The sequence below is a fragment of the Lactobacillus acidophilus genome, assembly GCF_034298135.1.
GTDB classification, from domain to species: Bacteria; Bacillota; Bacilli; order Lactobacillales; family Lactobacillaceae; genus Lactobacillus; species Lactobacillus acidophilus.
On the sequence record NZ_CP139575.1, the window covers coordinates 1,566,247 to 1,591,172 of the forward strand.

The 24,926-nt window shown below is 35.7% G+C and carries 24 protein-coding genes and 1 riboswitch; of the genes, 9 read left to right on the forward strand and 15 right to left on the reverse strand.

The features are described 5' to 3' along the window. Positions 1-62 precede the first annotated feature (62 nt). The 3 genes from SO785_RS07555 to SO785_RS07565 all read left to right on the forward strand — a co-directional run bounded on the left by SO785_RS07555 (position 63) and on the right by SO785_RS07565 (position 2,931). Positions 63-833 carry a hypothetical protein gene (locus SO785_RS07555; protein WP_011254091.1) on the forward strand — a complete coding sequence of 257 codons (771 nt, stop codon included), beginning with the start codon at positions 63-65 and terminating at the stop codon, positions 831-833. Between the two features lie 58 nt (positions 834-891). Beyond that, positions 892-989: riboswitch (purine riboswitch) on the forward strand. 75 nt (positions 990-1,064) lie between these two features. Beyond that, positions 1,065-1,643 (forward strand): xanthine phosphoribosyltransferase, encoded by a 579-nt coding sequence (locus tag SO785_RS07560; protein ID WP_003548917.1) that lies wholly within the window; start codon positions 1,065-1,067, stop codon positions 1,641-1,643. A 7-nt stretch (positions 1,644-1,650) separates the two neighbouring features. After that, positions 1,651-2,931 (forward strand): nucleobase:cation symporter-2 family protein, encoded by a 1,281-nt coding sequence (locus SO785_RS07565; protein WP_003548915.1) that lies wholly within the window; start codon positions 1,651-1,653, stop codon positions 2,929-2,931. A gap of 93 nt (positions 2,932-3,024) precedes the next feature. Here the strand turns inward: SO785_RS07565 and SO785_RS07570 are convergent, their stop codons facing one another. Next, entirely contained in the window at positions 3,025-3,630 is a 606-nt protein-coding gene (locus tag SO785_RS07570) for a TMEM175 family protein (RefSeq protein WP_021721265.1), read from the reverse strand. A gap of 74 nt (positions 3,631-3,704) precedes the next feature. Between SO785_RS07570 and SO785_RS07575 the strand changes: the two genes are divergently transcribed. After that, the gene (locus tag SO785_RS07575; RefSeq protein WP_003548912.1) at positions 3,705-4,526 is read left to right on the forward strand and encodes an AraC family transcriptional regulator; all 822 of its coding nucleotides are present in this window, start codon (positions 3,705-3,707) and stop codon (positions 4,524-4,526) included. A gap of 75 nt (positions 4,527-4,601) precedes the next feature. Continuing rightward, a complete protein-coding gene (locus SO785_RS07580; RefSeq protein WP_003548910.1) occupies positions 4,602-6,026 on the forward strand; it encodes a C69 family dipeptidase in 1,425 nt (474 codons plus the stop codon). Positions 6,027-6,108: 82 nt separating this feature from the next. Here the strand turns inward: SO785_RS07580 and SO785_RS07585 are convergent, their stop codons facing one another. From SO785_RS07585 to SO785_RS07600, 4 genes are all read right to left on the reverse strand, one after another. Further along, positions 6,109-7,404: a UDP-N-acetylglucosamine 1-carboxyvinyltransferase gene (locus tag SO785_RS07585; protein WP_011254086.1), complete on the reverse strand. Its 1,296-nt coding sequence runs from the start codon at positions 7,402-7,404 to the stop codon at positions 6,109-6,111. Positions 7,405-7,533: 129 nt separating this feature from the next. Further along, the gene (locus SO785_RS07590) at positions 7,534-9,153 is read right to left on the reverse strand and encodes a CTP synthase (RefSeq protein ID WP_011254085.1); all 1,620 of its coding nucleotides are present in this window, start codon (positions 9,151-9,153) and stop codon (positions 7,534-7,536) included. A 117-nt stretch (positions 9,154-9,270) separates the two neighbouring features. After that, positions 9,271-9,825, reverse strand: a complete 555-nt coding sequence (rpoE, locus tag SO785_RS07595) for a DNA-directed RNA polymerase subunit delta (protein ID WP_003548904.1) — start codon at positions 9,823-9,825, stop codon at positions 9,271-9,273. A gap of 46 nt (positions 9,826-9,871) precedes the next feature. Further along, positions 9,872-10,276, reverse strand: coding sequence for a DUF1934 domain-containing protein (locus SO785_RS07600; protein ID WP_003548902.1), 405 nt, complete (start codon positions 10,274-10,276; stop codon positions 9,872-9,874). Between the two features lie 115 nt (positions 10,277-10,391). Here SO785_RS07600 and SO785_RS07605 point away from each other — a divergent pair, with 115 nt between their 5' ends. Then, entirely contained in the window at positions 10,392-11,756 is a 1,365-nt protein-coding gene (locus tag SO785_RS07605; protein WP_003548899.1) for an HD domain-containing protein, read from the forward strand. 29 nt (positions 11,757-11,785) lie between these two features. Then, complete coding sequence (locus SO785_RS07610; protein WP_003548898.1) at positions 11,786-12,067, forward strand: hypothetical protein; 282 nt, start codon at positions 11,786-11,788, stop codon at positions 12,065-12,067. Positions 12,068-12,116: 49 nt separating this feature from the next. Here SO785_RS07610 and SO785_RS07615 read toward each other — a convergent pair whose 3' ends face one another. Together SO785_RS07615 and SO785_RS07620 are read right to left on the reverse strand one after the other, a co-directional pair. Continuing rightward, positions 12,117-13,025 (reverse strand): ROK family protein, encoded by a 909-nt coding sequence (locus SO785_RS07615; RefSeq protein ID WP_011254084.1) that lies wholly within the window; start codon positions 13,023-13,025, stop codon positions 12,117-12,119. Between the two features lie 69 nt (positions 13,026-13,094). Further along, positions 13,095-14,420 carry a PTS sugar transporter subunit IIC gene (locus SO785_RS07620; RefSeq protein ID WP_011254083.1) on the reverse strand — a complete coding sequence of 442 codons (1,326 nt, stop codon included), beginning with the start codon at positions 14,418-14,420 and terminating at the stop codon, positions 13,095-13,097. A 187-nt stretch (positions 14,421-14,607) separates the two neighbouring features. On the opposite strand from SO785_RS07620, the gene SO785_RS07625 reads away from it, so the two are divergent. Then, positions 14,608-15,324, forward strand: coding sequence for a MurR/RpiR family transcriptional regulator (locus SO785_RS07625; RefSeq protein ID WP_011254082.1), 717 nt, complete (start codon positions 14,608-14,610; stop codon positions 15,322-15,324). Between the two features lie 129 nt (positions 15,325-15,453). Continuing rightward, a complete protein-coding gene (locus tag SO785_RS07630; protein WP_011254081.1) occupies positions 15,454-16,881 on the forward strand; it encodes a 6-phospho-beta-glucosidase in 1,428 nt (475 codons plus the stop codon). Between the two features lie 51 nt (positions 16,882-16,932). On the opposite strand, the gene SO785_RS07635 is transcribed toward SO785_RS07630, so the two are convergent. From SO785_RS07635 to SO785_RS07670, 8 genes are all read right to left on the reverse strand, one after another. Beyond that, on the reverse strand, positions 16,933-17,907 hold the full coding sequence (locus SO785_RS07635; protein ID WP_003548887.1) for a ribose-phosphate diphosphokinase: 975 nt from the start codon (positions 17,905-17,907) through the stop codon (positions 16,933-16,935). A gap of 279 nt (positions 17,908-18,186) precedes the next feature. Next, positions 18,187-19,872 (reverse strand): SLAP domain-containing protein, encoded by a 1,686-nt coding sequence (locus SO785_RS07640; RefSeq protein WP_003548886.1) that lies wholly within the window; start codon positions 19,870-19,872, stop codon positions 18,187-18,189. Between the two features lie 127 nt (positions 19,873-19,999). Beyond that, positions 20,000-20,848: an SLAP domain-containing protein gene (locus SO785_RS07645; protein ID WP_003548885.1), complete on the reverse strand. Its 849-nt coding sequence runs from the start codon at positions 20,846-20,848 to the stop codon at positions 20,000-20,002. A 110-nt stretch (positions 20,849-20,958) separates the two neighbouring features. Next, entirely contained in the window at positions 20,959-21,525 is a 567-nt protein-coding gene (locus SO785_RS07650; protein WP_172636171.1) for an SLAP domain-containing protein, read from the reverse strand. Further along, positions 21,526-22,044, reverse strand: coding sequence for an SLAP domain-containing protein (locus SO785_RS07655; RefSeq protein WP_003548883.1), 519 nt, complete (start codon positions 22,042-22,044; stop codon positions 21,526-21,528). Between the two features lie 219 nt (positions 22,045-22,263). Continuing rightward, positions 22,264-23,643, reverse strand: coding sequence for a bifunctional UDP-N-acetylglucosamine diphosphorylase/glucosamine-1-phosphate N-acetyltransferase GlmU (glmU, locus tag SO785_RS07660; RefSeq protein WP_003548882.1), 1,380 nt, complete (start codon positions 23,641-23,643; stop codon positions 22,264-22,266). 47 nt (positions 23,644-23,690) lie between these two features. Further along, on the reverse strand, positions 23,691-24,521 hold the full coding sequence (gene purR, locus SO785_RS07665; RefSeq protein ID WP_003548880.1) for a pur operon repressor: 831 nt from the start codon (positions 24,519-24,521) through the stop codon (positions 23,691-23,693). 103 nt (positions 24,522-24,624) lie between these two features. Continuing rightward, entirely contained in the window at positions 24,625-24,882 is a 258-nt protein-coding gene (locus SO785_RS07670) for a Veg family protein (RefSeq protein ID WP_003548879.1), read from the reverse strand. Positions 24,883-24,926: the final 44 nt, after the last annotated feature.

A 24,926-nucleotide genomic window follows, 5' to 3' on the forward strand; every position in this document is an offset into this window, starting at 1 on the left:
TTATTATTCGATAAAATATACATATGCTATTTTCAAAATTATATACAAAAGAGGTGAAAATCATGACCAACATTTTAACTAAAGAACAAGTCAATCAATTCTTAACTGCACGCAAAAAGGCGGCTACTTTAACCGCCACTGGAGTCTTGCTTTGTATTCTAAGCTCTGCTCCTCTTCTTGCACTTATTAGCTTTGCTAGATTTAGCCCATCTACACCACCACTTGAAATAATGATCTCACTAGGTGTCATTATTTTGCTAATCATCGTAGCTACTGGAGTTGCATTCTTTATTGCTGCTAACCGCCATATTAAAATTTATGAAAAGTTAGAATACGAAGACTGTAAATTAGATGAGGAAACGACTAAACAAGTCCAAGCCCAAAAAGAGCACTACGCTTCAACTTACACGACAATGACAATTATCGCTACCGTTTTATGTATTATCTCTGCTATTCCAATTCTCTGCGGTGCATTCTTCACGCCATATCTTTCAGGTAATCAAATTGATTCCCTAATGACTGGGTTAGTCGCAATTACCTTAGTTTTAATCTCTATAGGCGTCTTCTTCTTTGTTAAAAACAACACCATTGAAGATGGCTATGATATCTTGCTTCAGGTCAAAGATTACTCCCCTAAAAACAAAATAGGACGTAAAAAGATGCGTAAGTATGCCACAATCTATTGGCTAATTGCTACCGCACTTTATCTAGGCTACAGCTTCGTAACCGAAAATTGGGAACACAGCTGGATAGTCTGGCCGATTGCCGGAATTACTTACGGCATTATAGAAAAATTATTCAGTTTAAAAGGCAATAACCTCTCCTCTGAATAAAAATAATCGAACATTATTCCTTAATTTTCCACTTGTGTTCGGTAATATATTTTGTTAAGATTAAGCCAATACAAATATCTATATATCGTCGAAATAAGGTCGACAGTTTCTACCCACTACCGTAAATGGTGGACTATAGGTAAACGAAATTAAGAAATATAAACTCTTAAGGACTTCTTTTACCTAAAAATCTAGGTAGAAGGAGCCCTTATTTTTTTCAGGAGGATTAAGTTGAAGCTACTAGAAGAGAGAATTAAACGAGACGGTGAAGTTTTAGATGGAAATGTTCTTAAGATTAATTCATTCTTAAACCACCAAGTTGACCCTAAATTAATGATGGAAGTTGGCAAAGAATTTAAACGACTTTTTGCTGGTGAACAGATCGATAAAGTCTTAACCTGTGAAGCTTCAGGCATCGCACCAGGCGTAATGACCGCTTATCAACTTGGGGTACCTATGGTTTTCGCCAGAAAGAAGAAACCATCAACTTTAAATGACGCTGTTTATTGGGCAGATGTCTTCTCATATACTAAAAAAGTAAATAACAAGATCTGTGTTGAAGAAAAATTCTTACACGAAGGCGAAAACATTTTAATCATTGATGACTTTGTAGCCCATGGCGAGGCCGTTAAGGGTATGGTCAATATTGCTAAACAAGCCCACTGCAACATCGTCGGTGTCGGTGCTGTTGTCGCTAAAACCTTCCAAGGCGGAAGTGATTGGGTTAAAGATGAAGGCCTTCGTTTTGAATCTTTGGCAAGTATTGCTAGTTTCAAAGATGGCCAAGTACACTTTGAAGGGGAAGAATAAATAAAAAATGGCACAAAAAGAAGTTAGTCACAAAAAAGCTGCTGTCTTAGGCTTACAACACCTGCTTGCCATGTACTCCGGTGCCGTTGCCGTTCCTCTTTTGATCGGTACAGCACTCAAGTTCAATAGCCAGCAGATGACTTACCTTGTTTCCATTGATATTTTTATGTGTGGTTTTGCCACTCTTATTCAATTATTCCGAAATAAATATTTTGGAATTGGTTTACCTGTAGTTTTAGGTTGTGCTATTCAAGCAGTAGCTCCACTTGAAATGATTGGACAAAAATTCTCCATTAATACGATGTATGGAGCAATTATCGTAGCTGGAATTTTCGTGTTTCTAATCGCTGGTTGGTTTTCAAAAATAAAAAAATTATTTCCACCAGTAGTTACAGGAACTCTAATTACAGTTATCGGACTAACTTTAATTCCCGTTGCTGTCCAAAATATGGGCGGCGGAAATGCTCAAGCCAAAGACTTCGGTGATGCAAAAAATCTTATCGCAGCCTTTTTAACCATCATCATCATCGTCGCCATCGAAGTCTGGACTAAAGGATTCCTTCGTTCAATCTCAGTTTTAATTGGGTTAATTGCCGGAACAGTTATTGCAGGCTTTATGGGACTTGTTTCACTAAAACCAGTTGCAGAAGCTTCATGGTTCCACTTGCCACAGCTTTTCTACTTCGGCGTTCCCGAATTTGAATGGTCGTCTTGTTTAACAATGATTATCATTGCATTAGTTTCAATGGTTGAATCAACCGGTGTATTCTTTGCAATCGGCGACTTACTTCATAAAGATATTACCGAAGATGACCTTAAAAAAGGTTATCGTGCAGAAGGGATTGCACAAATTTTCGGTGGGCTTTTCAACACCTTCCCATACACTACTTTTTCTCAAAATGTAGGTCTTCTTCAATTATCCGGCATCAAAACTAAACGTCCTATTTATTGGGCAGCTGGATTATTAATGGCCATGGGCCTTCTTCCTAAAATCGGTGCTCTTGTTACCATTATTCCAGATTCCGTTTTGGGCGGCGCAATGTTAGTCATGTTCACTATGATTGCCGTTCAAGGAATCAGAATGTTAACCAAAGTTGATTTTGATAATAACCGGAACATCCTCGTGGTTGCTATTTCAATCGGATTAGGCTTAGGCGTTACCGTTTACCCACAGCTTTTTCAAACTTTACCTCAAACAATTCAATTATTCTTAGGGAACGGTATCGTAGTTGCAAGTATCTCTGCAACATTGCTTAATCTTTTATTTAACGGAAGAAGGGATGCCTAGTAAAAATATTTATTCTTCATAATATATTATCTCGTAATTTTCTATAAATATCCTTAACCTAAAAAGCGCTTGAATCCCTCATTCAAGTGCTTTTTACTTACGATAATGACGATGCTGTTTTCTCACTCGATCAGGAGTAAAAAATGAAACAAGCGGTAAAACTAAATAAACAATTAACGTGATTTTAGGTACTAAAATTAAAATCACAGCTAAAGGAATACCTAAAGTCAATGTTCTAACCAAAGTTGTTTGCCAAACTGCTTTTTTATGAATTTGATCATAATTACCAGCAATAAAAGTCCAAAAAATACACATTTGAACAACTAAATATATGCCACCATAAACTGATAATGCGAGTGGCGATGGATCCTTGATAATCCACTTAGTCATTATAGGGATAAAAGATAATGTTAATAAGAAGAAAAAATCTGCAATGACTACTCTTTTAGTGGCTTTCTTAAATGTAGAGAAGGTACGATGTGCATCATACCAAAAATCAGCTACAATAAAGAAACTAACACTATAATTTATTGCATCAAACAAAAATTTTTTAAGATCTGCATCTGTTTTTGGTGCAGGAAGCGATAAGACCATAATAGTGATAATGATTGCTATCACACCATCGTTAAAAGTAACTAAATGGTCACGAAGAGATCTTTGATATCGTTCAATAAATTTATCTTGCCTGTCATTTGTCATTTTCATTATTCCCCTAAATTCCAATCTTTCTCTATAATAGAGAAAAGAGAATTTTTTTCAATAGTGAGGAAAATATGTCTAATCAATATCATAACTTCAATAGTCAAATCGAAAGCCACATTCTTTTTTATGGACATCAAAAATGTAAACCAGATGAATATTTTGATGGTACTAATTTGCGTAAAAACGACATTTTATACTATGTTCTTGATGGAAAAGGAACATTTAACTCCAGCGGCCATCATGTAGCCAAGTTAGCCAAAGGAGATCTATTTTTAGTTCCCCGAAGTAGAACTTGCTATTTTGAAGCCGATCACGATAATCCCTGGGAATATTTTTGGATTGGCCTGTCTGGTGCAGGAACCAACGAAATGATTAAAGCATCAAACCTACCTAATAAAAATTTTTTACGTCAAATTCAAAAGACTGAATTTTTTGAAACATTAAAAGAACTCTATTCTACTTTAAATGAAGATAGTTCCTTATTAAACAACGTTAAAATTGCTTCTCTTACCTATCAGCTTTTTTACCATTTAATAGATGAATTTCCTAATCATCCATCAATACGTAAAACTCCTAAAATTGATCAATACCAAATTGCCATTGATTATCTAAATAAAAATTACACCGATCCTACTTGCAATATTGTGGAACTCTGTAATCGACTCGGTGTGTCACGTAGTTTCTTGTATTCTTTATTTAGAAAAAATACCAAAATTTCACCACAAAAGTACCTCATGCAATTGCGTATGGAGGCAGCTAAGAAAGAGTTACTTAATACTACGCATAATTTAAAGGAAATTGCTAGAAAAGTGGGCTATGGCGATGAATTTACGTTTTCCAAGGCTTTTAAACGCTATAGTGGTGTCAGTCCTAATGTATTTCGGGGAAAATAATTATATTCTTTGCTTATGCTATACATTTTTGCATACAATATTAACTGTAAGATTATTTAGCAAAGGAAGAATTTAATGAAACAAACAGAATGTACTACTATCTTAGTAGGTAAAAAAGCAACTATCGACGGTTCAACCATGATCGCACGTAGTGAAGACGGTGGTCGTGTAATTATCCCTGAAGGGTTCAAAGTAGTTAACCCTGAAGAACAACCTAAGCACTACACTAGCGCTATCAGTAAGCAAAAGATTGATGATACAGACTTAGCTGAAACTCCACTTCGTTACACCTCAGCACCTGATGTATCTGGTGAAAATGGTATTTGGGGAGCAGCTGGTATTAATTCTGAAAATATCGCCATGACTGCTACTGAAACTATTACTACTAATTCACGTATTCAAGGTGTTGACCCACTCCTTGACCCAGCTGAAGGTGGTCTTGGTGAAGAAGATTTCGTTACACTAACGCTTCCATACATTCACTCAGCTTTTGATGGTGTTAAGCGCGTAGGTTACCTAGTTGAAAAATACGGTACTTACGAAATGAACGGCATGGCTTTTTCAGATAAAGATACTATTTGGTACCTTGAAACTATCGGTGGTCACCACTGGATTGCACGTCGCATCCCTGACGATGCATATGTTATTGCTCCAAACCGTTTGAACATCGATGAATTCGACTTCGATGATACCGACAATTTTGCTGCAGCTAGTGACTTGAAAGACTTAATCAGTGAATATCACTTGAACCCAGACCGTGAAGGCTACAACATGCGCCACATCTTTGGTTCATCAACTATCAAGGACGCTCACTACAACAATCCACGTGCTTGGTACATTCACAACTACTTCGATCCAGACTTCGGCGGCACTCCCGCTGATCAAGATCAACCATTCATTTGCCACGCAAATCGTTTGATCTCAATCGAAGATATTAAGTGGGCCGAAAGTTCACACTACCAAGACACTCCATACGATGCTTATGGCGACCAAGGTACTCCGGAACAAAAGAAGACCTTCCGTCCAATTGGTATTAACCGTAACTTCGAAACTCACATTTTACAAATTAGAAACGACGTCCCTGCAGAAATCGCTGGTGTTCAATGGTTGGCATTTGGCCCTAATACCTTCAACTCAATGGTGCCATTCTATACTAATGTAACTACTACACCAGAAAGCTTCCAAACTACTCCTAAGTTCAACTTGAACAAGATCTTCTGGCTTAATAAGTTAACTGCCCAACTTGGTGACACCAATTACCGCGTATACGGAGAACTTGAAGATGCTTTTGAACAAAAGAGTTTGGCACAATGCCACAAGATCCAACACGACACTGACAAAGAAGTTAAGGGTCTTTCAGGTAAGGAATTACAAGATAAGTTAAACGCAGCTAACCAGTTGATGGCCGACACTGTTTACAACAATACCGTTGAACTTCTTGGTCAAATGGTTGACGAAGGTCACGGTTTGATGACTTTGAAGTACGACTTGCTTGATTAGTTTTATCATTAACGATGTATAAATAATATATTTCTTGAGCAAAATAAATAGGATAGCCATTCAGCTATCCTATTTTTAATTTCTATATATTATCTAAAATGCCTGGTACATCAGGGTTATCTTTAATCGTTACATCAGCACCAAGTTGACGTAACTTTTCTTGAATTCGATCATAACCACGTAAAATATTACCGGCTTTATCGATAACCGTCGTACCGTGTGCCATCAATCCAGCAATCATCAAACATGCACCTGCACGAATCTCACCTGCAATTACTTCTGCACCGTGAAGTTGTTCAGTTGGGTGAGCCAAGATGATGTTATCTGCAACTTTAATATTGGCACCCATCTTTTGTAATTGAGCAATATGACCAATTCGTTGCGGATAAATATTATCGATTACAACACCTTCACCAGACTTAGCAGTAAGAAGCAGTGGAGTAATCGGCTGTTGTAAATCTGTGGCAAAACCTGGATAAACATCAGTCTTTACTTGCACCATCTTCAAATCACCAGCAGGATACACATAAAGAGAATCTTCATCGGCATCAATTACAACGCCCATCTCTTCCACCTTAGCAAGGTATGAATCAAGGTGTTCCTCAATAATATTATGAATACGAATACCATTACCAATGCACGCAGCAAGAGATACATAAGTACCAGCTTCAATTCTATCTGGAATAATTGTATGCGGAATTTGCGCTTTAAGCATTTCCACACCTTCAATACGAATCACATCAGTACCGGCACCACGAATAACTGCCCCCATGTTATTTAAGAAGGTTGCTAAATCGATAATTTCCGGTTCTTTCGCGGCATTTTCAATAATAGTTTGGCCTTGTGCAGTTACACTAGCCATAATAATATTCATTGTTGCCCCAACAGATGGCATCTTAAGATGAATCTTCGCACCATGCAAGCCATCTTCTGGAGCAGTAATTATAATTTGATCATTTTCATTTTTAACGCTGGCGCCTAAGGCTTCAAAGCCTTTAATATGTTGGTCTATAGGACGTGGTCCGATATCGTCACCACCAGGGAAGCCCACAACTGCTTTGCCAAATCGACCAAGAAGTGCACCCATAAAGTAATATGATGCACGTAAACTCTTAATCTTACCAGCTGGCAATGGACTCATCTTAATATCTGTTGGATCAATGCGTAAAGTTGTTTCTTTAAACTCACAACGTACATCCATTTCATCTAATAAGTCCATCAAGTTGATCACATCAGCAATTCTTGGGACGCCTTCCAAGACTACTGGTGTTCTCGACAAAATTGATGCTGGGATTAATGCAACTGTTGAATTTTTAGCTCCACCGATCCAAACATCACCCTGCAAGGGCTTTCCACCATGAATAATCATCTGCTTCATTGGCGAAAACAAATCCTTTTCTACTTTCAATTAATCATTATAATGTTAAAGGATATTGACAAAAAAAACAAGAGTAGAGCCCCCCTACTCTTGTTTTCTTAATATTTTGTATAACATAAATTCAGTATTTTAGAATTTTTGTGCTGGAAGACCACTAGCTGCACCGATGAATGACTTGAATAAGCCTTCTGGACGTTGTGGACGGCTCAAGAATTCTGGGTGGTATTGAGCTGCAATAAAGAACTTCTTCTTTGGTAATTCGATAATTTCAACTAAGCGATTATCTGGAGATACACCTGAGAAGACCATACCAGCCTTTTCAAAAGCTTCACGATATTTATTGTTAAATTCGAAACGGTGACGGTGACGTTCTTGGATAACATCTTGATTATCGTAAGCTTCGCGAGTCTTAGTACCTTCCTTAAGTGTTGCTGGATAAAGACCCAAACGTAAAGTACCACCAATATTTTCTTCATCACGCTTATCAGCCATGATATCAATAATGTTGTTCTTGCAGTTTGGTTCAGCTTCTGCACTGTTGGCATCTTCAAGATTCAATACGTTACGTGCAAATTCAACACTGGCCATTTGCATCCCTAAACAAATACCCAAGAATGGAATATCATTTTCACGAGCATACTTGATAGCAGTGATCATACCTTCAAGTCCACGAGTACCAAAACCACCAGGTACGATCAAACCATCTGAATCCTTCATAATTTCTGCAATATTATCTTCAGTAATATCTTCAGCTTGTACCTTATCTACCTCAATCTTAGTGTTGTAAAGGTAGCCTGCATGTTGTAACGCATCAGTAACTGAAATATATGCATCTTCAAGCTCTACATATTTACCAACTAAAGTAATCTTAGTCTTGTGTTCCAAGTTCTTAGCACGTTCGTCAAGCTTCTTCCAAGCTTCCATATCAGCCTCAGGCTTTGGACTTTCAAGATGCAAGAAATCACAAACTTTTTGATCCATACCTTGCTTTTGGAATTCCAAAGGAACATCGAATAATGAAGGAGCATCAATTGATTCAATGATTCGATCTACAGGAACATCTGTAAAGTCTGAAATCTTGTCTTTATGTTCTTGATCAATTGGTTGTTCTGCACGAAGAACAAGCATGTTAGGCTGAATACCAATACTGCGAAGTTCAGCAACTGAATGTTGAGTTGGCTTAGTTTTCATTTCGTGAGCTGCATGAAGAAGTGGTACTAAAGTACAGTGGATGTACATTACGTTATCTTCACCAACTTCACGACGCATTTGACGAATAGCTTCCATGAATGGAGTTGATTCAATATCACCAACAGTACCACCAATTTCAGAAATAATTACATCTGAATCAGTAGTAAGAGCTGCACGCATGATCTTCTTCTTGATCATATTAGTAATGTGTGGAATTACTTGAACTGTAGCACCGTGGTAATCACCGCGACGTTCTTTTTCCAAAACTTCTTGATAAATTTTACCAGTAGTAACGTTAGAGTACTTGCTAGTTCTAACGTCTACAATTCTTTCATAGTGACCTAAGTCAAGGTCAGCTTCTGTACCATCATCAGTAACATAAACTTCACCGTGTTGGTAAGGATTCATTGTACCCGGATCAATATTAATATATGGGTCAAACTTTTGCATGGTTACCTTTAAACCACGATTTTTAAGAAGTCGACCTAGACTTGATGCAGTAATACCTTTACCAAGTGAAGATACGACACCGCCAGTTACGAAAATATATTTTGTCATTGTATGCTGCTCCTTTTTACTATCCTTTTAAACAAAAAAGCTCCCATTCAGGGAGCTAAACGCACATAGGGTGCCCAACAAAAATATTATCTGCTTTTTCTTCTTAAGTCAAGCAAATTAATCATCTTCGTCGTCATCTTCATCGTTTAATTGTGACAATTGACCTTCGATACCGTCTGGCAATACGTCATCAGCATCATCATTATCTTCATCATAATCAGAATCGTCATCACTGTAGTCATCATCACTATCATCAGTGGCTGCGTCTAAGTCATCGTCTTCTGGATCATCATTGTCGTAGTCGATGATATCATCGTCACCGGTAGCACTTGCCAAGAAGGCATTAACCTTCTTGTGGTGCTTACGTGAATCGTCTTCTTCTTCATCTTCTGGGTGGTTAACTTCTTCATCAACTGATTCATATGGGAACCATGAGCGAAGAGCCCAAACATTTTCACCCATAGAAATAAATTCACCATCAGTGTTCATATCAGTATAGAATTGTGGCAAACGTTCACGAATTTCTTCGTCACTCTTATTTAAGTATTTTTGTACGGCATTAACAATGTCAGCAAATGCCATTCTCTTGCCATTGTCTTCCAAAATTGCGCGAGCAACTTCGATCATTGACAATTCATCGCGGTTTTTGTCTTTAAATTTGTCTAATCCCACAGCTGTACGTCCTCTCTTTTACAATCTTTACTATTCTACTAGGCGCTTAAGTAAAAATCAACGTGACTGTATAGTTACCTATTAAGTATAGTCCATTAAAGAGGTCATATTCAACCCGAAGTTTACGTGAACCATCTTCTTGAGTCACATATTCAAGTAAATTAGTCACGCTGACCATGTCCATTTGTCTGCCTTCAACAACATAACGGCAACTTTCTTTTTCACCCGGAACAAACTTCATAAAAGAATAATTATTTTTGTCTGCTCCCCGTCTTATTATAAGCTCATCTTCTTTTAGTAACATCTTTACGGAAATAGCTTCTTCTTCATCGTAAGAAATTCGCGTAATACCATTTTCTTCCGTCATTTTTCCTGGAATTTGCTTAGTAAAAGTCTCTGATTCATTTTCCTGAGTAATTTTACTAGTTAAATTAATTGTTATTGCTGTCAAGTTCTCACCCTTTCTTATATAAGCACTATGCCAGAATTTGTTATAATTTAATGTGGTTAAAGTCTATTTTATAACATTTTTAAAAAAATCAAATTAACAGGCTTGGTGAATTTTTATGGCAAGATTTAAAAGTGAAAAATTAAAAAATGAAGTCGTGCTTCGTGATCCAGTTCATGGCTATATTCATATTGAAGATAAAGTTATTTTAGATATTGTTAAATCAAAAGAATTTCAACGAATGCGCAGGATTAAACAATTGGGGCCTGTCAGCTACGTTTTTCCTGGAGCAACTCATACTAGGTTTGAACATAATTTAGGTGTTTATGAATTAACTCGTAGAATATGCGATATTTTTGTTAAAAAATATCCTTCTGTTACACCAGGAGACGGGCTTTGGGATGATGACAATCGTCTTTTAGTAGAATGTGCCGGATTATTACATGATATTGGACATGGTCCTTACTCGCATACTTTTGAACATTTATTCAATACCAATCATGAAAAAATTGGTCAAAAAATAATTACAGATCCAAATACAGAAATTAATCAGGCACTTAAGCAAGTTGATCCCCATTTTCCCGAATTAGTAGCTAGCGTAATTGCCAAGACTTACCCTAACCCACAAGTAGTTAAAATGATTTCTAGCCAAGCTGATGCAGACAGAATGGATTATTTACAACGGGATGCATACTTTACCGGTGTTAATTATGGTCGATTTGATTTATCAAGAATATTGCGTGTAATTCGTCCCTATCAAGATGGAATTTGCTTTACTAATAACGGGATGCATGCAGTCGAAGATTACATTGTTTCCCGTTATCAAATGTATCAACAAGTTTACTTCCACCGTGTTGGTCGTTCAATGGAAGTAATTTTGCATCATTTACTTGAACGTGCACAATATATTTATCAAAATGATCATTTACAAGTTACACCTAGTTTAGCAAAATTCTTGGACGGCAATTGGACACTAAATGACTATCTTAAGCTTGACGATGGTATCATGGAAACCAATTTCTCTATGTGGACTTCATCAAAGGATCCTATTCTTTCTGACCTGGCAAAACGTTACTTATACAGAAAGCCTCTTGCTAGTGTAAGAATTGACAAAGAAACCAAGAATTTACTTCCCAAATTAAAGAGTTTGATCAAGGAAGCTGGTTTTAACCCAGATTATTACACTGCAACTAATTCTGCTTTTGATGAGCCGTATGATGCATACAAACCATCTGGGAAAAATGCTAATAGCCAAATCGAGATTATGCAAGATGACGGTAGCTTAATTGAATTATCACAGCTCAGTCCGCTAGTTCGCGCATTAAATGGTACCTTCCAAGGGGATGAACGGTTCTTCTTTCCTAAGACCATGTTGTCTCACGATGAAGACGAACCACAAATTTTTGCTCCGTTGTATGAAGAATTTCAAAAATATGTTAAAAACGGTTCATTAAGATACTTGAGAAAGCCTAAAAAGAAGTAAAATATTCTTATAGAATCGAGGTACATATCATGGAAAAGAACGAATTAAATCAAAATGTAAGAACGCAAATTAATCCAAAAGATGAACCAAAACGTACCGAAAGAAATGGCTATACTCAAATAAAAGACTTAATGAATACAGTTCATGGTTATTGCATGGATTACACTAATGCATCTTTCAAATTTATTCATGAAAATAAAGACTTAATCAAAGATGTAGTAGAAGTCAGTTGTAAAACCGTCATTGCCATAGCTGCTTGTTCTGCAGTAGCAAGTGTTGCTAAATGTATTTCAGATAGTAAGAAGAAATAATTAAACATTGTAGCAAAATAAGCTGATCTCAATCGATCAGCTTATTTTTTTATTTATTTAATTTACGCAGTAATGAATATAGCGCTCCATATAAGTTTGAGTCATTACCATGTTTAGCAGAAACGACTACGGGTACAATCATCTGTTTACCTATCATCGGATTATTATCCAATATTTTATGTAACTGATTGTCAATTTCATCAATCAAAATCTTCTGATTACTAATACCACCGCCAATTACAAATTTTGATGCGTTAATTACAGTTTGAATATTAATAATCATAATTGCTACATTACGACAATATCGTTTAAAAATTGCCATTGCGCGTAAGTCGCCATTATTAATTGCTTCAAAAGCACTTAATCCATCATCCAAATCCTTATTTCCGGTAGCTAAATTCACTTTTTTAATCATATTGACTGCAGAACAACTAACCCCTGTATATGCTGCCATGTTTTTCACACCAATACCAGAATTAGTAATCATCCAACTTAATTCACCAGCTTGAAAAGTCCAACCATGTAAAATGCGATTGTTAACAATAATCCCGCCGCCAACACCTGTACCAAGCGTAATGGCCACGCCAGTGTCTACTCCACGCAATTCACCAAGCCATTGCTCAGAAAGGGCCGCAGTCTTACCATCATTTTCGACGCTAATTGGTACACCATACTTTTGACCTAAGGTTTCTTGAAGATTCAAACCATCAAGAAATGGTAATGCCCCACCAAAGTAAATAATCTTATTTTCAGTATCAATTTTACCTGGCGCACAAACTGCAATCCCACTAAATGCATCTTGATATTTATCAGCTACTTGATACATTGATTCCATAAATGCATCAAGATCTTCTGCATTTGTTTTTATACGATCCTTTTCAAGAATCTGGCCATTTTCATCAACCAAGGCATATTTTAAGTTTGTTCCACCTATATCAAAAGTTAAATATTTTTTCATTGTTTCCACCTAATTAAAAACGAGCTCTTACCTTAATAATAACCGGAAAAGCTCATTTTTGTTAATACATTATTTTTTAGCTTGTTGTTCCTGCTTGTAGAGCATCTTGTCATAGCTTCGAGCAAATGGCCAATAAACAAAGAAGGAAATTACTAAAATTATTGCCTGCCAAAGAGCTATCTTCCATCCACCAATTAAGAATCCTGAAATAACTGGTGGAGTGGTCCATGGTACTTGTACACCGTTAAGGTATGGTAGAATACCAGCTTTAATTAATAAGTAAGTTGAACCTGCTGATAAAGGTGGCATGATGAAGAATGGAATAGCCAACATTGGGTTCATAACAATAGGAACACCGAACAAAACCGGCTCATTAATATTAAAGATACCTGGCACCAAGGTTAATTTACCAATACTCTTAAGTTGTTGTGATCTAGCAAAGAAGACCATGAATACAACAAGTCCAATAGTCATTCCTGCACCAGTTACAGTAGAAAATTGATCAAATAACCCCTGAATAACAATGTGACCACCGTGTTCTGCATCTACATAGCCAAATTTCTTAAAAATAGCAGCATTTTCCAATGCATTAGCTTGTAAAATTGGACCAACAATACCACCAACAAGTGTTGAACCATGAACACCAAAGAACCAAAAGAATGGTACTAAAATAGTCATAATCAAGATACCACCGAATGAATCTGAAATACCTTGAAGTGGTGTTTGGATAGTAGCATAGATCCATTGAGTCAATGTAGTGTTAGCAACTTTTTCAAAGAAAATGTATACACATAGCCATAATGTGGAAATAACTGCCGCTGGAATCAAAGCAACAAATGAACCTGCTACTGCTGGTGGAACTTGATCTGGTAACTTAATGGTAATCTTTTTCTTAATAAACCATGAATAAATCCATCCAGTAATCAAACCAATAATAATTGCGGCAATCATACCTTGACCACCAAGCCAAACGCGATCAATATAGCCACTTAATAAATTAGGTGCTTGATTAGCTGAAACAATAGTTTTTGAACCATTCATTACAGCGCTAGTCGGATTCATAATAATTAAAAAGCCAACAAATGCGGTTAATCCTGATGGAAGTGGATCTACTTTTTCACTTTTTGCCCATTGATATGCAATACCAATTACTGCAAATACTGAAACAATTCCAAATGAAGCATTATAAGCTTGCGTCCAGAATCTAGTTAACCCCATTGCATCCATCCAGTTAGCAACTGCTGGAACTGGAAATGAAGCAAGAAGTAAAAATACTGAACCGATCATAATAAATGGCAAAGATATAACCATACCATCTTTTAATGCAACGATTGGTCTTGTGTTAACAAATTTCATTATCGGCGGTAAGACGCGCGTGTTAATAAAGTTTTTCATAAGTTCTCTCCCAATCTTTAATTGTTCTTTTCTCTTAACAATTATCATTCTATGTAAACGATTACATAAAAACAATGCTTTAATGCTTATTAGGTACAGTACTATGATTAAGCATTTTATTCCGCATACGGAACACTGTGTTCGATTATGCTAAAATAAGATTAGTATTATTATGGGAGTTGAACTTATGGCTTTTTTTGGATTTAAAAATTTATCGTCATTATCTACCGTTGATATGTCTATCTACCGCTATATTGAACAAAATAGTGATAAAGTTATTTACATGCGAGTAAGAGACATTGCTCAAAACGCACATGTTTCAAATTCATCGGTAATGCGCTTTATTCATAAAATAGGCTTTAATAGCTTTCCTGAATTTAAAGCTTATCTAAAAAACAACAACCATAGTTCATATCAAGTGGAAGTTGAATTTATTAATAAATCAAATTTTCCTAATGATTTAACTAGTAAATTAAATATTGTCGCTGATAAAATATATCAAGCTGACAATATCATCACTATGGGGATGGGCGACTCTGCATTTTTAGCTGGATATGCAGCAAGAAAACTAGCAGCTTTGGGCTTTAATGCAGGGCCAGTAACTGATCCATTTTATCCACTTGTTCCTAAATTAGCTAATACTACCAATAACATCATTATATGTTTTTCAGTTTCTGGAAGAACTACCGAGATGGTAGAAATGATCAACAGATTCGTTAACAACGAAGATGTATTAATCGTTAGTGTTACTGCAGATGAAACAAGTCCTATAGCCAAAATGAGTCGCTATACTCTTACTTATCATGAACAATTTGTAAGACCAAACGGTTATGATCTATCTTCACAGGTACCAGTAATGTACATAATTGAAGGAATCATTAAGATCTTAAGTGAAAAAGAATAGAACACTATGTTCCATCTTAGGAAAATTTGACTGAATCATCGAACTATACCAAAAAATTCCATTTATATATCATAATTGCAACCGATTTCATATAATGCAGATATAAGATATACGAAGGAGTTTTTTATTATGACTGAATCAATTTTCCCTAAAAAATTTTTATGGGGCGGTGCTGTTGCCGCTCATCAACTTGAAGGTGGTTATAACGAAGATGGAAAAGGTATTTCAATCGCTGATCTCATGACTCTGGGTAGCCATGAGTATCCCCGTGAATTAACTGCTACCATCGAAGAAGGTAAATATTACCCTAACCACAAGGCCATTGATTTCTATCATCACTATCAAGAAGATATTAAATTAATGGCTGAAATGGGATTTAAAGCATTCCGTACCTCTATTGCGTGGACAAGAATCTTTCCAAATGGTGATGAAACTCAGCCCAACGAGGAGGGATTGGCTTTCTATGATAAAGTTTTCGATGAATGCTTAAAATACAACATTGAGCCCGTTGTTACACTCTCTCATTTCGAAATGCCCTATCATTTAGTTACAAAATATGGTGGCTGGAGTAACAGAAAATTAATTGATTTTTTTACCCGCCTTGCCCATGTATGTTTTGAAAAGTATCATACTAAAGTTAAATATTGGATGACTTTCAACGAAATTAATAACCAAGCCAATTATGAAAGTGACATTTCTGTTTACGAAAATTCTGGAATTAAATTTAACGAAGATGATGATAAACAGAAAATTATGTATCAAGCTGCTCACTATGAAATGGTAGCAAGTGCTGAGGCCGTTCAAATTGGTCATGCAATAGATCCTTCGCTTCGAATCGGTTGTATGTTAGCCTTTTGTCCAATTTATCCCGCATCCCCTAAGCCAGAAGATATTTTATTTGCACAAAGAGCAATGGATTCACGCTTATACTTTGGCGATGTTCAAGTTAATGGAGAATACCCTAGCTGGTTGAAGCAATACTTTAAAAATAATAACTACAATTTAGATATTACCGATAATGATCTACAAATTTTAAAACAAGGAACCGTTGATTACATCGGCTTCTCTTATTACATGTCATTTACTACCAAATATACAGATCACTTAGACTATCGTGAATACCAAGACTTAGTAGAAAATCCATTTATCAAGGCTAATGATTGGGGCTGGCCTATCGATCCAGTTGGTCTTCGCTACGCATTAAATTGGATGTCCACCCGTTGGCACAAACCATTATTTATTGTAGAAAATGGACTTGGCGCTTATGATAAATTAACTGAGGATCATGAAGTACATGATCAATACAGAATTAATTACCTACATGATCATATTCTAGAAATTAAAAAAGCCATCACTGAAGATGGAATCGATGTAATTGGTTACTTACCATGGGGATGCATTGACTTAGTGAGTGCATCTACTGGAGAAATGAAAAAGCGCTATGGCTTTATCTATGTTGATGAAGATGATCATGGAAATGGTTCAATGAAACGCTACAAAAAAGATTCATTCTATTGGTACCAAAATGTGATTAAAACAAATGGCCAAGAATTATAAACGAAAAATGACTAACCGATTTGGTTAGTCATTTTATTTAATATTCAACTTTTACTTGTGCTTGTCTTCTTCGTATCTAGTATTGAACAAAGGACTAAGTGCTTTATGTTCTTGGATACACTTAATAGCATCACCCATAAGTGGGCCAACTGATACTAAAAGCATCTTATCCAACTTCTTTTCAGCTGGTTGATTAATTGAATCAGTAAGAACCAAGTTCTTAATTGGTGAATCATTCAATCTCTTAATTGCAGGACCTGAAAGAACAGCATGAGTTGCACTTGCATAAACTTCAGTTGCACCAGCATCAATTAATGCTTGTGCAGCTAGAGTAATAGTACCGGCAGTATCAATCATATCGTCGATAATAATTGCACGCTTACCCTTAACATCACCAATAATGTTCATAACTTCGGCGACGTTAGCCTTAGGACGACGCTTATCAACAATAGCAATATGACAACCTAAGAATTCAGCAAGTTTTCTAGCACGAGTAACACCACCATGATCAGGTGAAACAACAACTGCATCTTCTTCCAAGTGGTTACGCAAGAAGTAATCAGCAAGGAGTGGTGCACCCATTAAGTTATCAACTGGAATATCGAAGAAACCTTGAATTTGTGGTGCATGCAAGTCAAGTGAAAGAATACGGTCTGCACCAGCAGTTTGAAGCATATCAGCAACAAGCTTAGCAGTAATTGGTTCACGAGCACGAGTCTTACGGTCTTGACGGGCATAACCATAGTAAGGGATCACAATATTAATTGTACGTGCACTAGCACGACGTACAGCATCAATCATGATCAAGAGTTCCATCAAATTATCATTAACTGGATCACTAGTTGATTGAACAAGGTATACATCTTTACCACGTACAGTTTCATCAATATTAATTTGAATTTCGCCATCACTAAAACGCTCAACACTTGATTTTGAAAGTGGAATACCTACACGATCAGCAATCTTTTGTGCCAACGGTACATTAGAGTTGAGGGCAAAAATCATCATATCGTCTTTATAGGACATAATTTCCTCCGTAAAAATAATTAACCAGCTCTATTTTAGCAAAAGTCATTCTAAAAAGAACTACTATACTTCTAATTATAACAAGATTTTCGTTAAAATGTCGCAGGATTAATGCTACTAAACTAATTGTGTGCTCTCATTAATAAAAAACAAGCAAAATCACTAACTATTAGCCACTAAAAAAGTTAGAATATATGTGTACTTTCTAGTACAACGAAAATATCCTAAAAAATAAGACGTACATCTACCCCTAGGTGTACGTCTTATTTTGTTAACAAATTATCTTTGTTGAGCAAAGTCGCTAATATTCAAAGGTTCATTGTAGCCATTTGATGAAACGATTGCTAAAGTAGTGTTGTTATTTGAGAATTGAACATTACTTTCTGGAACGTTTCTTACACTAGCAACTAACTTAACAATTTGGTTGGCTTCATCTAAAGTAAGATTACTTAAGTTAGCTACAACTATTTTTTGACCGTTAAGCTTAGCGTAAGCTTCATTAATGTTAGCTACTGCTTCATTAACTTGAGCAATAGTTGCTGAAGCATTGTTATTAACAGCAGTTGCATCAGAAACAGCCTTATCATAGTTATTTCTTAAGTCTGATGATGAAAGCTTGTAAGTAGTAGAATTTTTAACGTTCTTAGAATTATTAATACTTTCTGACAACTTAGTCTTATCTGCTGCAGTTGCAACAGTTACATCAGCCTTAGCTTGTTCTGGAGTATTAACAGGTGACAAAGTCTTACCACTAACAATTACATCACTAGCCTTCAAGTAACCTCTACCACTAGCTAATTTGTAGAACAAGTCTGGGGTACCGTTTGCTGAAGTTGCAATATATCTTAATTCTGAAACTTGTTGACTTTGACCAGCACCAAATAATCTGGTGTCGTCTTTTTGACCCTTAATATTGTAAAGTGGAGTTACACCAATGGTAGTTACCTTAGTTACATCTGGGTTAACATTATCAGTCGATGGATCATCAACAGTTGCTTCTCCATCTGGTTCATTGATAGGATCAAGCTTAGCACCTGAAACTTTACCCACATTAGCAGCCTTTACAAATTGATCATCACCAATCTTGTAGTAAAGCTTAGTACCAATGTATCTTGCTTCAGTAGCCTTTACACTCTTGCCCTTCTTAATTTTCTTTTTCTTAGTATCGCCATTGCCATCATAAATGTAGGCATTCTTCTTTAAAGTAATAGTAGCTGTTTCATTTGTATCTACATTACTTGCCTTTACAAAAGCTGTACCCTTTTTATTAAGTTGGTAGTATAACTTACCATCAATAGTTTCTGTACCGTATGAATCAACAGTAGTACCCTTAGTAAGTTTATCTTTACCTTCATACTTTTTAATACGCTTACCATTTTCATCATAAACGTATGAATTACGAGCAATCTTAATGCTTACAGCAGTTACTGTTGAAGAAGTACTTGAAGATGGCTTCTTAGTAGTTGATGAAGCTGAAGCAGATGGGCCATCTACGTTAACAGCCTTAATATAGGCATTATTACCGAGGCTGTAGTAAAGAACACCATCGATCTTCACTGTACCATTAGACTTAAGAGTTACACCTTTAGCAATAGTAGTGTACTTTGCACTGCCCATGTACTTAGTAAGACGCTTACCATTCTTGTCATAAACATAAGCATTGTGAACTAACTTAATAGTGTTTGAAGCTGCCTTCTTAGTTGAAGTACTCTTTGCACTAGTTGAAGAAGTAGTCTTAGAGCTTGATTTTGTTGAACTTGTCTTCTTAGTTGAAGTAGATTGACTAGTAGCCTTCTTTGATGAAGACTTAGTCTTAGTCTTTGAAGCTGAAGTAGTCTTCTTAGCAGTAGTTTTGCTTGATGATTTAGTAGTAGCAGCTTGAACATTTTGCACAGTACCTACAAATGGACTTACGCTCATTAATGCAGCTGCTGATACCATAATCAACTTATGATTTAATTTCATCGATAATATACCTCGCATCTATATTTAAACTCATCTACTTATTGTAAATCCAAATTGGAAATTTGCCAATTTTAGGACAAAAAAAGACATCTTTTCTTAATCGAAAAGACATCTTTCAATATATCTATTACTTAACAGTTACATCTGAAGCTTTTACGTAATAGTGATTAGGTTGTAAAGCATAGTACTTAACACCATTAATAGTCTTAGTGCCTAAGCCCTTTACAGTAACACCCTTGCCAACGTAACTTGTACCTAAGTAATCTTTTACTCTTTTACCATTCTTGTCGTAAACGTAAGCTCTATTCTTCATAGTAATCTTTACAGGCTTAATGGTTACTGACTTCTTTGAAGTAGTCTTGTTAGTTGACTTTGATGAAGTAGCTTTCTTAGTTGAAGTACTCTTCTTTGAGTCTGATTTTGAAGTATCTGACTTAGTTGCAGTTTCCTTCTTAGTAGTTGAAGTTGACTTACTCTTAGTGTCAGACTTAGTTGACTTCTTTGAAGTACTTTCACTAGTCTTTGATGACTTAGTAGTCTTACTATTCTTACTTGAAGTGGTCTTTTTATTTGATGAAACAGTAGTTGTAACTTTGCTGCCATTTGACTTAAGTGTATAAGTCTTGTTACCTGACTTGTAAGTTACAGTACCCTCAGTTGCTGATGCTGGAATCCAGTACTTCAAATCAGTTTGAATACTGTAATATACTTGACCATCAATAGTCTTTACATTCCAAATAGTGTAAGTACCACCCTTAGGTGCAGTCTTAGAAGTCTTCTTACCATATCTGTCAACAAACTTCATAGTCTTAGTTAACTTAACACGACTATTCTTACCGTAAGTATTGTTAACACCCTTAGCATGTGCAACTGGTGCAGCTTGAACAGATGCACTATTTGCTGACATACCTAAAACTGGACTAACACTCATTAATACAGCTGCTGATACCATGACTAACTTATGATTTAATTTCATAAATAATACCTACCTCATGTCTAAAAATTTTATTTAGCACTTCCTATTGTAGGGCTCACACATTATTTTGTAAATAAATAGTCTACAAATCTCATTACCTTAACAATTTCTTATTCATTAGTAACTTTACCAACATTTGCGGCGTTCACGTATGCATGGTCGCCAATATAATAAAATGTTTTTCCCTTAATCTTTTTAGTGCCGTAATAATTTAATGTGGTACCTTTATTTATATAAGTATATCCCAAGTATTTAGACATCTTTTTACCAGATGCAGTATAGGCATAGGTCTTTTTATTTAAGGTAATAGTATTATTGTGTGCTGCATTTGTATTATTAGTTGATCCAACCGTTGTGTTTTTAATATAAGCACCATCGCCAATATAATAATAATTCTGACCATTGATTCTCTCAGAGCCCTGATAGTTAAGTGTGGCACCTTTTTTGATATAGGTAAAGCCTAAATAATTATTAATTCGTTCACCATTTAAATTATATGGATATGCATTACTTTTCAAAGTTAAAGTTGGCTTACTATAATCTGTGGGTGTAGCGCCAGAGGATCTAGGAGTTACTTCTACATGAGCTTTAATCGAACCAGTTCCATCCACATTTTTAGCCTTAATATACTGACCGTTGCCCAAATAATAATATTTCTTACCTGCTATGGTTTTAATTCAATAATATGGAATCGATGCTCCTTTAGTAATGAAGTATTTACCCAAATCATTATTAACCCGTTTGCCTTTTAAATTATATACATAAGCGTTAGATTTTAAAGTTACGTTTCCTTTATTATTTGTTTGTAAAGATACAGTATCAGAGTTATTTCCTGCACTAATCATATAAGTAGCATTATCCCTACCACGTTGATAAAAGATCTTGCCTTTTACCGCAGAAACCGGTAACCAATATCGATTACTTTTATGAACACTTACGTAGGCAACACCATCAATATAGTTAACTGCATAAACAGTATAGCTACCACCCTTCTCGGCACTTATAGCCTGCTTTACACCTCGATTATTCACAAAACTAGTACTCTTAACAACTTTTACTTTATTGTTACCTGTAGTTTTATAAACACTAGCATAAACCACATTTTCACCAGATGTTGCTGTATTTATACCAATAATGCTCCCAATCCCTATTATTGCGGCAACTGAAGCCATAATAATCTTACGATTCATCTGCATCAATCTCTACCTCTTCTTTATTCAATTTTGTTCTGTTATTCAATTCTATTAGCACAAAATATTAGATGCTTCGTTATTTTATTTAGCAGAACAATATACCCAAATTAATAGATAGTAACCATATCCCAAATCACCATTGAATATATTAATATAGTTTTGTAAACAAAAAAATAGCCTTAACTAAAAAAGTTAAGGCTATTTTATGATTAATAACAATCATTAATCTTCATTTTTTGAAAGTGGTAATTTATGCCAGTAATCAGGCTTATTAACTTGACGTCCACGAGCAATTGCCATGTCGTATTTGTCTACATCCTTAGTAATAGTAGAGTCAGCTGCGATAAATGCATGATCAGCTACATTAATTGGGGCAATCAAAGTTGAACCAGCACCGATAAATGCATGATCACCAACATTAGTATGGAACTTCTTAACACCATCATAGTTAGAGAAAATAGTACCACAACCGATATTAATATCCTTACCCAAAGTTGCATCCCCAACATAAGTTAAGTGTCCAACCTTAGTATTTTCACCAATTTCAGCCTTCTTAACTTCAACGAAGTTACCAATATGTGCTCCCTTCTTAATAAGAGCCTTTGGACGAAGGTGTGAATTAGGACCGATATCAGTATTATCTTCCATTTCTGATTTTTCAATGGTTGAAGAAGTTACAGTAACATTGTTACCGATCTTTGAATCAATAATTCTTGAGCCGCTTGTAATGTAACATTCACTGCCAATTTCAGTGTTACCCTTAATAACAACATTACCTTCAATTACTGTATCATTACCAATTTTTACGTCAGCATCAATATAGGCAGTATCTGGATCAATGAATGAAACACCATTACGCATATGTTCTTCATTAATTCTTCTTTGCATAATCTTAGTAGCTTGGGCTAAAGCGATACGATCATTAACACCTAAGCTTTCACTAAAATCAGGCATCTTATATGCACCGACATTTTCACCACTATTACGCAAAATTTCAAGAACATCAGTCAAGTAGTACTCACCTTGAGCGTTATTATTATCAACATGTTTTAATGCTTCAAATAACTTTTTATTATCAAAGCAAAATACACCAGTGTTAATTTCCTTAACCTTTAATTCTTCTGGATTACCGTCTTTTTGTTCAACAATTCTTAAAACATTGCCTTGCTCATCACGAATAATTCGACCATAACCAAATGGATTTGGAGCTTCAGCAGTTAAAACAGTAGCTGCATTGCCTTTTTCTGTATGATACTTAAACAATTCATTGAAAGTATCAGTAGTAAATAATGGAGTATCACCAGTAACTACTAATGTTGCACCATCTTTGTCACCTAAGACTTCTTTAGCAGTCATCACGGCATCACCGGTACCGAGTTGCTTTTCTTGGAAAACGAATTTTGACTTGTCAGCCAAAACTTTTTCCACATCGCCAGCACCAGTACCTACAACAGTAACAATTTCAGTAGGCTCAACACCACTTGCAGCATCTACGACATGTTCAACCATAGTCTTACCGCAAACTTTATGCAAAACCTTATACAATTTAGACTTCATTCGTGTACCCTTGCCTGCAGCAAGAACAACTACGTATTTTTCCATTGATAAATAACCTCTTAATAATCAAAACTTGAGTCTAGTATACCATTTTAAAAACGGTCAAAATCAGTTTCATCCAAGAAGTTTCCCGGTTCAGCGGAAATAATCTTCTGTGTAGTATCAATTTCACTAATTTTCACTAATGAAAGATAATTATTAATCAATTTTTCATTGTCAAAATCAGCTTCACAAAGTACACAAACGCCAGCAATAGTTCCTTCAAATTCTTTAACAAGCTCTTCCATACCTGTCAAAGTGCCGCCGCCTTTCATAAAGTCGTCAACGATTAAAACTTTTGAGCCTTTTTTCAATGCACGTGTTGGCAATTCCATCTTAGAAACTCGTGATAATGAGGATGAAATATAGTTAACTGAGACAGTCGCACCTTCAGTAACCTTTGAACGTTTTCTTGCGGTAACAAAAGGCACATCCAAATAACGTGCAATAGCTTGTGCTAAGGCAATACCTTTAGTCTCAACGGTCATGACAGCATCTATTTCTTCATAAGCATAATGAGTAGCAACTAATTCACCAATTCTACGTAAATCTTGTGTATTACCTAAAATATCTGATAAATAAACAAAGCCACCGGCCAAAATACGACTTGGATCTTCAATTCTTGCTGTTAAATCTGACAAATAATCTTCTGCATGACTTTTACCCAAAAATGGGATATAACGTACACCACCTGCTGCTCCTGCAACAGTTTCTAGAATCCCATCTTGATTGCTAGCAAGTGTATGCTTTAAAATTGCCAAATCTTCTGAAATTGATGATTTAGCAGCGCCATAGCGTTTAGCAAAGAAAGGTAGTGCAATTAATGTATGAGGACGTTCCATCAAATATTTGGTCATGTCCACTAGTCTTTCTGAACGTTTCATTATATTTCCTTTCTAATGTTTGGTTTTATACTTAATTAATATACTCTAGAGGGCAAAAAAAGCACTAACATTTTAAAAAATGCTAGTGCCTTTTTTACACTTATTAAGCTTCGGCCTCTTCAGCCTCATCATCAAACTCTAATGCAATATTCTTAGTTAATAAATCTGTATAACTGTAAGAAACATGTTTAAAATTATTTTGATGTTGATCTAAATCAACCACAAAGACTGCAGGGAATGTTTCTCTTAAAATTCCACGTCTTTTTGTAACTTTCTTACGACCCGCTTGAGCTACTACTGTTATGGTATCACCTAAGTGAGAATCCAACTTCTGCTTTATTGTAATAATTGATGTTGGCACTAAGCAACAACTCCTTCTGTGAAATTTTATCATAAAAATACAAT

Coding starts and splice junctions, on each gene's coding strand:
- SO785_RS07555 (WP_011254091.1), top strand. CDS start 63: ATGACCAACATTTTAACTAAAGAACAAGTCAATCAATTCTTAACTGCA.
- SO785_RS07565 (WP_003548915.1), top strand. CDS start 1,651: ATGGCACAAAAAGAAGTTAGTCACAAAAAAGCTGCTGTCTTAGGCTTA.
- SO785_RS07570 (WP_021721265.1), bottom strand. CDS start 3,630: ATGACAAATGACAGGCAAGATAAATTTATTGAACGATATCAAAGATCT.
- SO785_RS07575 (WP_003548912.1), top strand. CDS start 3,705: ATGTCTAATCAATATCATAACTTCAATAGTCAAATCGAAAGCCACATT.
- SO785_RS07580 (WP_003548910.1), top strand. CDS start 4,602: ATGAAACAAACAGAATGTACTACTATCTTAGTAGGTAAAAAAGCAACT.
- SO785_RS07585 (WP_011254086.1), bottom strand. CDS start 7,404: ATGAAGCAGATGATTATTCATGGTGGAAAGCCCTTGCAGGGTGATGTT.
- SO785_RS07590 (WP_011254085.1), bottom strand. CDS start 9,153: ATGACAAAATATATTTTCGTAACTGGCGGTGTCGTATCTTCACTTGGT.
- SO785_RS07605 (WP_003548899.1), top strand. CDS start 10,392: ATGGCAAGATTTAAAAGTGAAAAATTAAAAAATGAAGTCGTGCTTCGT.
- SO785_RS07610 (WP_003548898.1), top strand. CDS start 11,786: ATGGAAAAGAACGAATTAAATCAAAATGTAAGAACGCAAATTAATCCA.
- SO785_RS07615 (WP_011254084.1), bottom strand. CDS start 13,025: ATGAAAAAATATTTAACTTTTGATATAGGTGGAACAAACTTAAAATAT.
- SO785_RS07620 (WP_011254083.1), bottom strand. CDS start 14,420: ATGAAAAACTTTATTAACACGCGCGTCTTACCGCCGATAATGAAATTT.
- SO785_RS07625 (WP_011254082.1), top strand. CDS start 14,608: ATGGCTTTTTTTGGATTTAAAAATTTATCGTCATTATCTACCGTTGAT.
- SO785_RS07630 (WP_011254081.1), top strand. CDS start 15,454: ATGACTGAATCAATTTTCCCTAAAAAATTTTTATGGGGCGGTGCTGTT.
- SO785_RS07635 (WP_003548887.1), bottom strand. CDS start 17,907: ATGTCCTATAAAGACGATATGATGATTTTTGCCCTCAACTCTAATGTA.
- SO785_RS07640 (WP_003548886.1), bottom strand. CDS start 19,872: ATGAAATTAAATCATAAGTTGATTATGGTATCAGCAGCTGCATTAATG.
- SO785_RS07645 (WP_003548885.1), bottom strand. CDS start 20,848: ATGAAATTAAATCATAAGTTAGTCATGGTATCAGCAGCTGTATTAATG.
- SO785_RS07655 (WP_003548883.1), bottom strand. CDS start 22,044: ATGCAGATGAATCGTAAGATTATTATGGCTTCAGTTGCCGCAATAATA.
- glmU (WP_003548882.1), bottom strand. CDS start 23,643: ATGGAAAAATACGTAGTTGTTCTTGCTGCAGGCAAGGGTACACGAATG.
- purR (WP_003548880.1), bottom strand. CDS start 24,521: ATGAAACGTTCAGAAAGACTAGTGGACATGACCAAATATTTGATGGAA.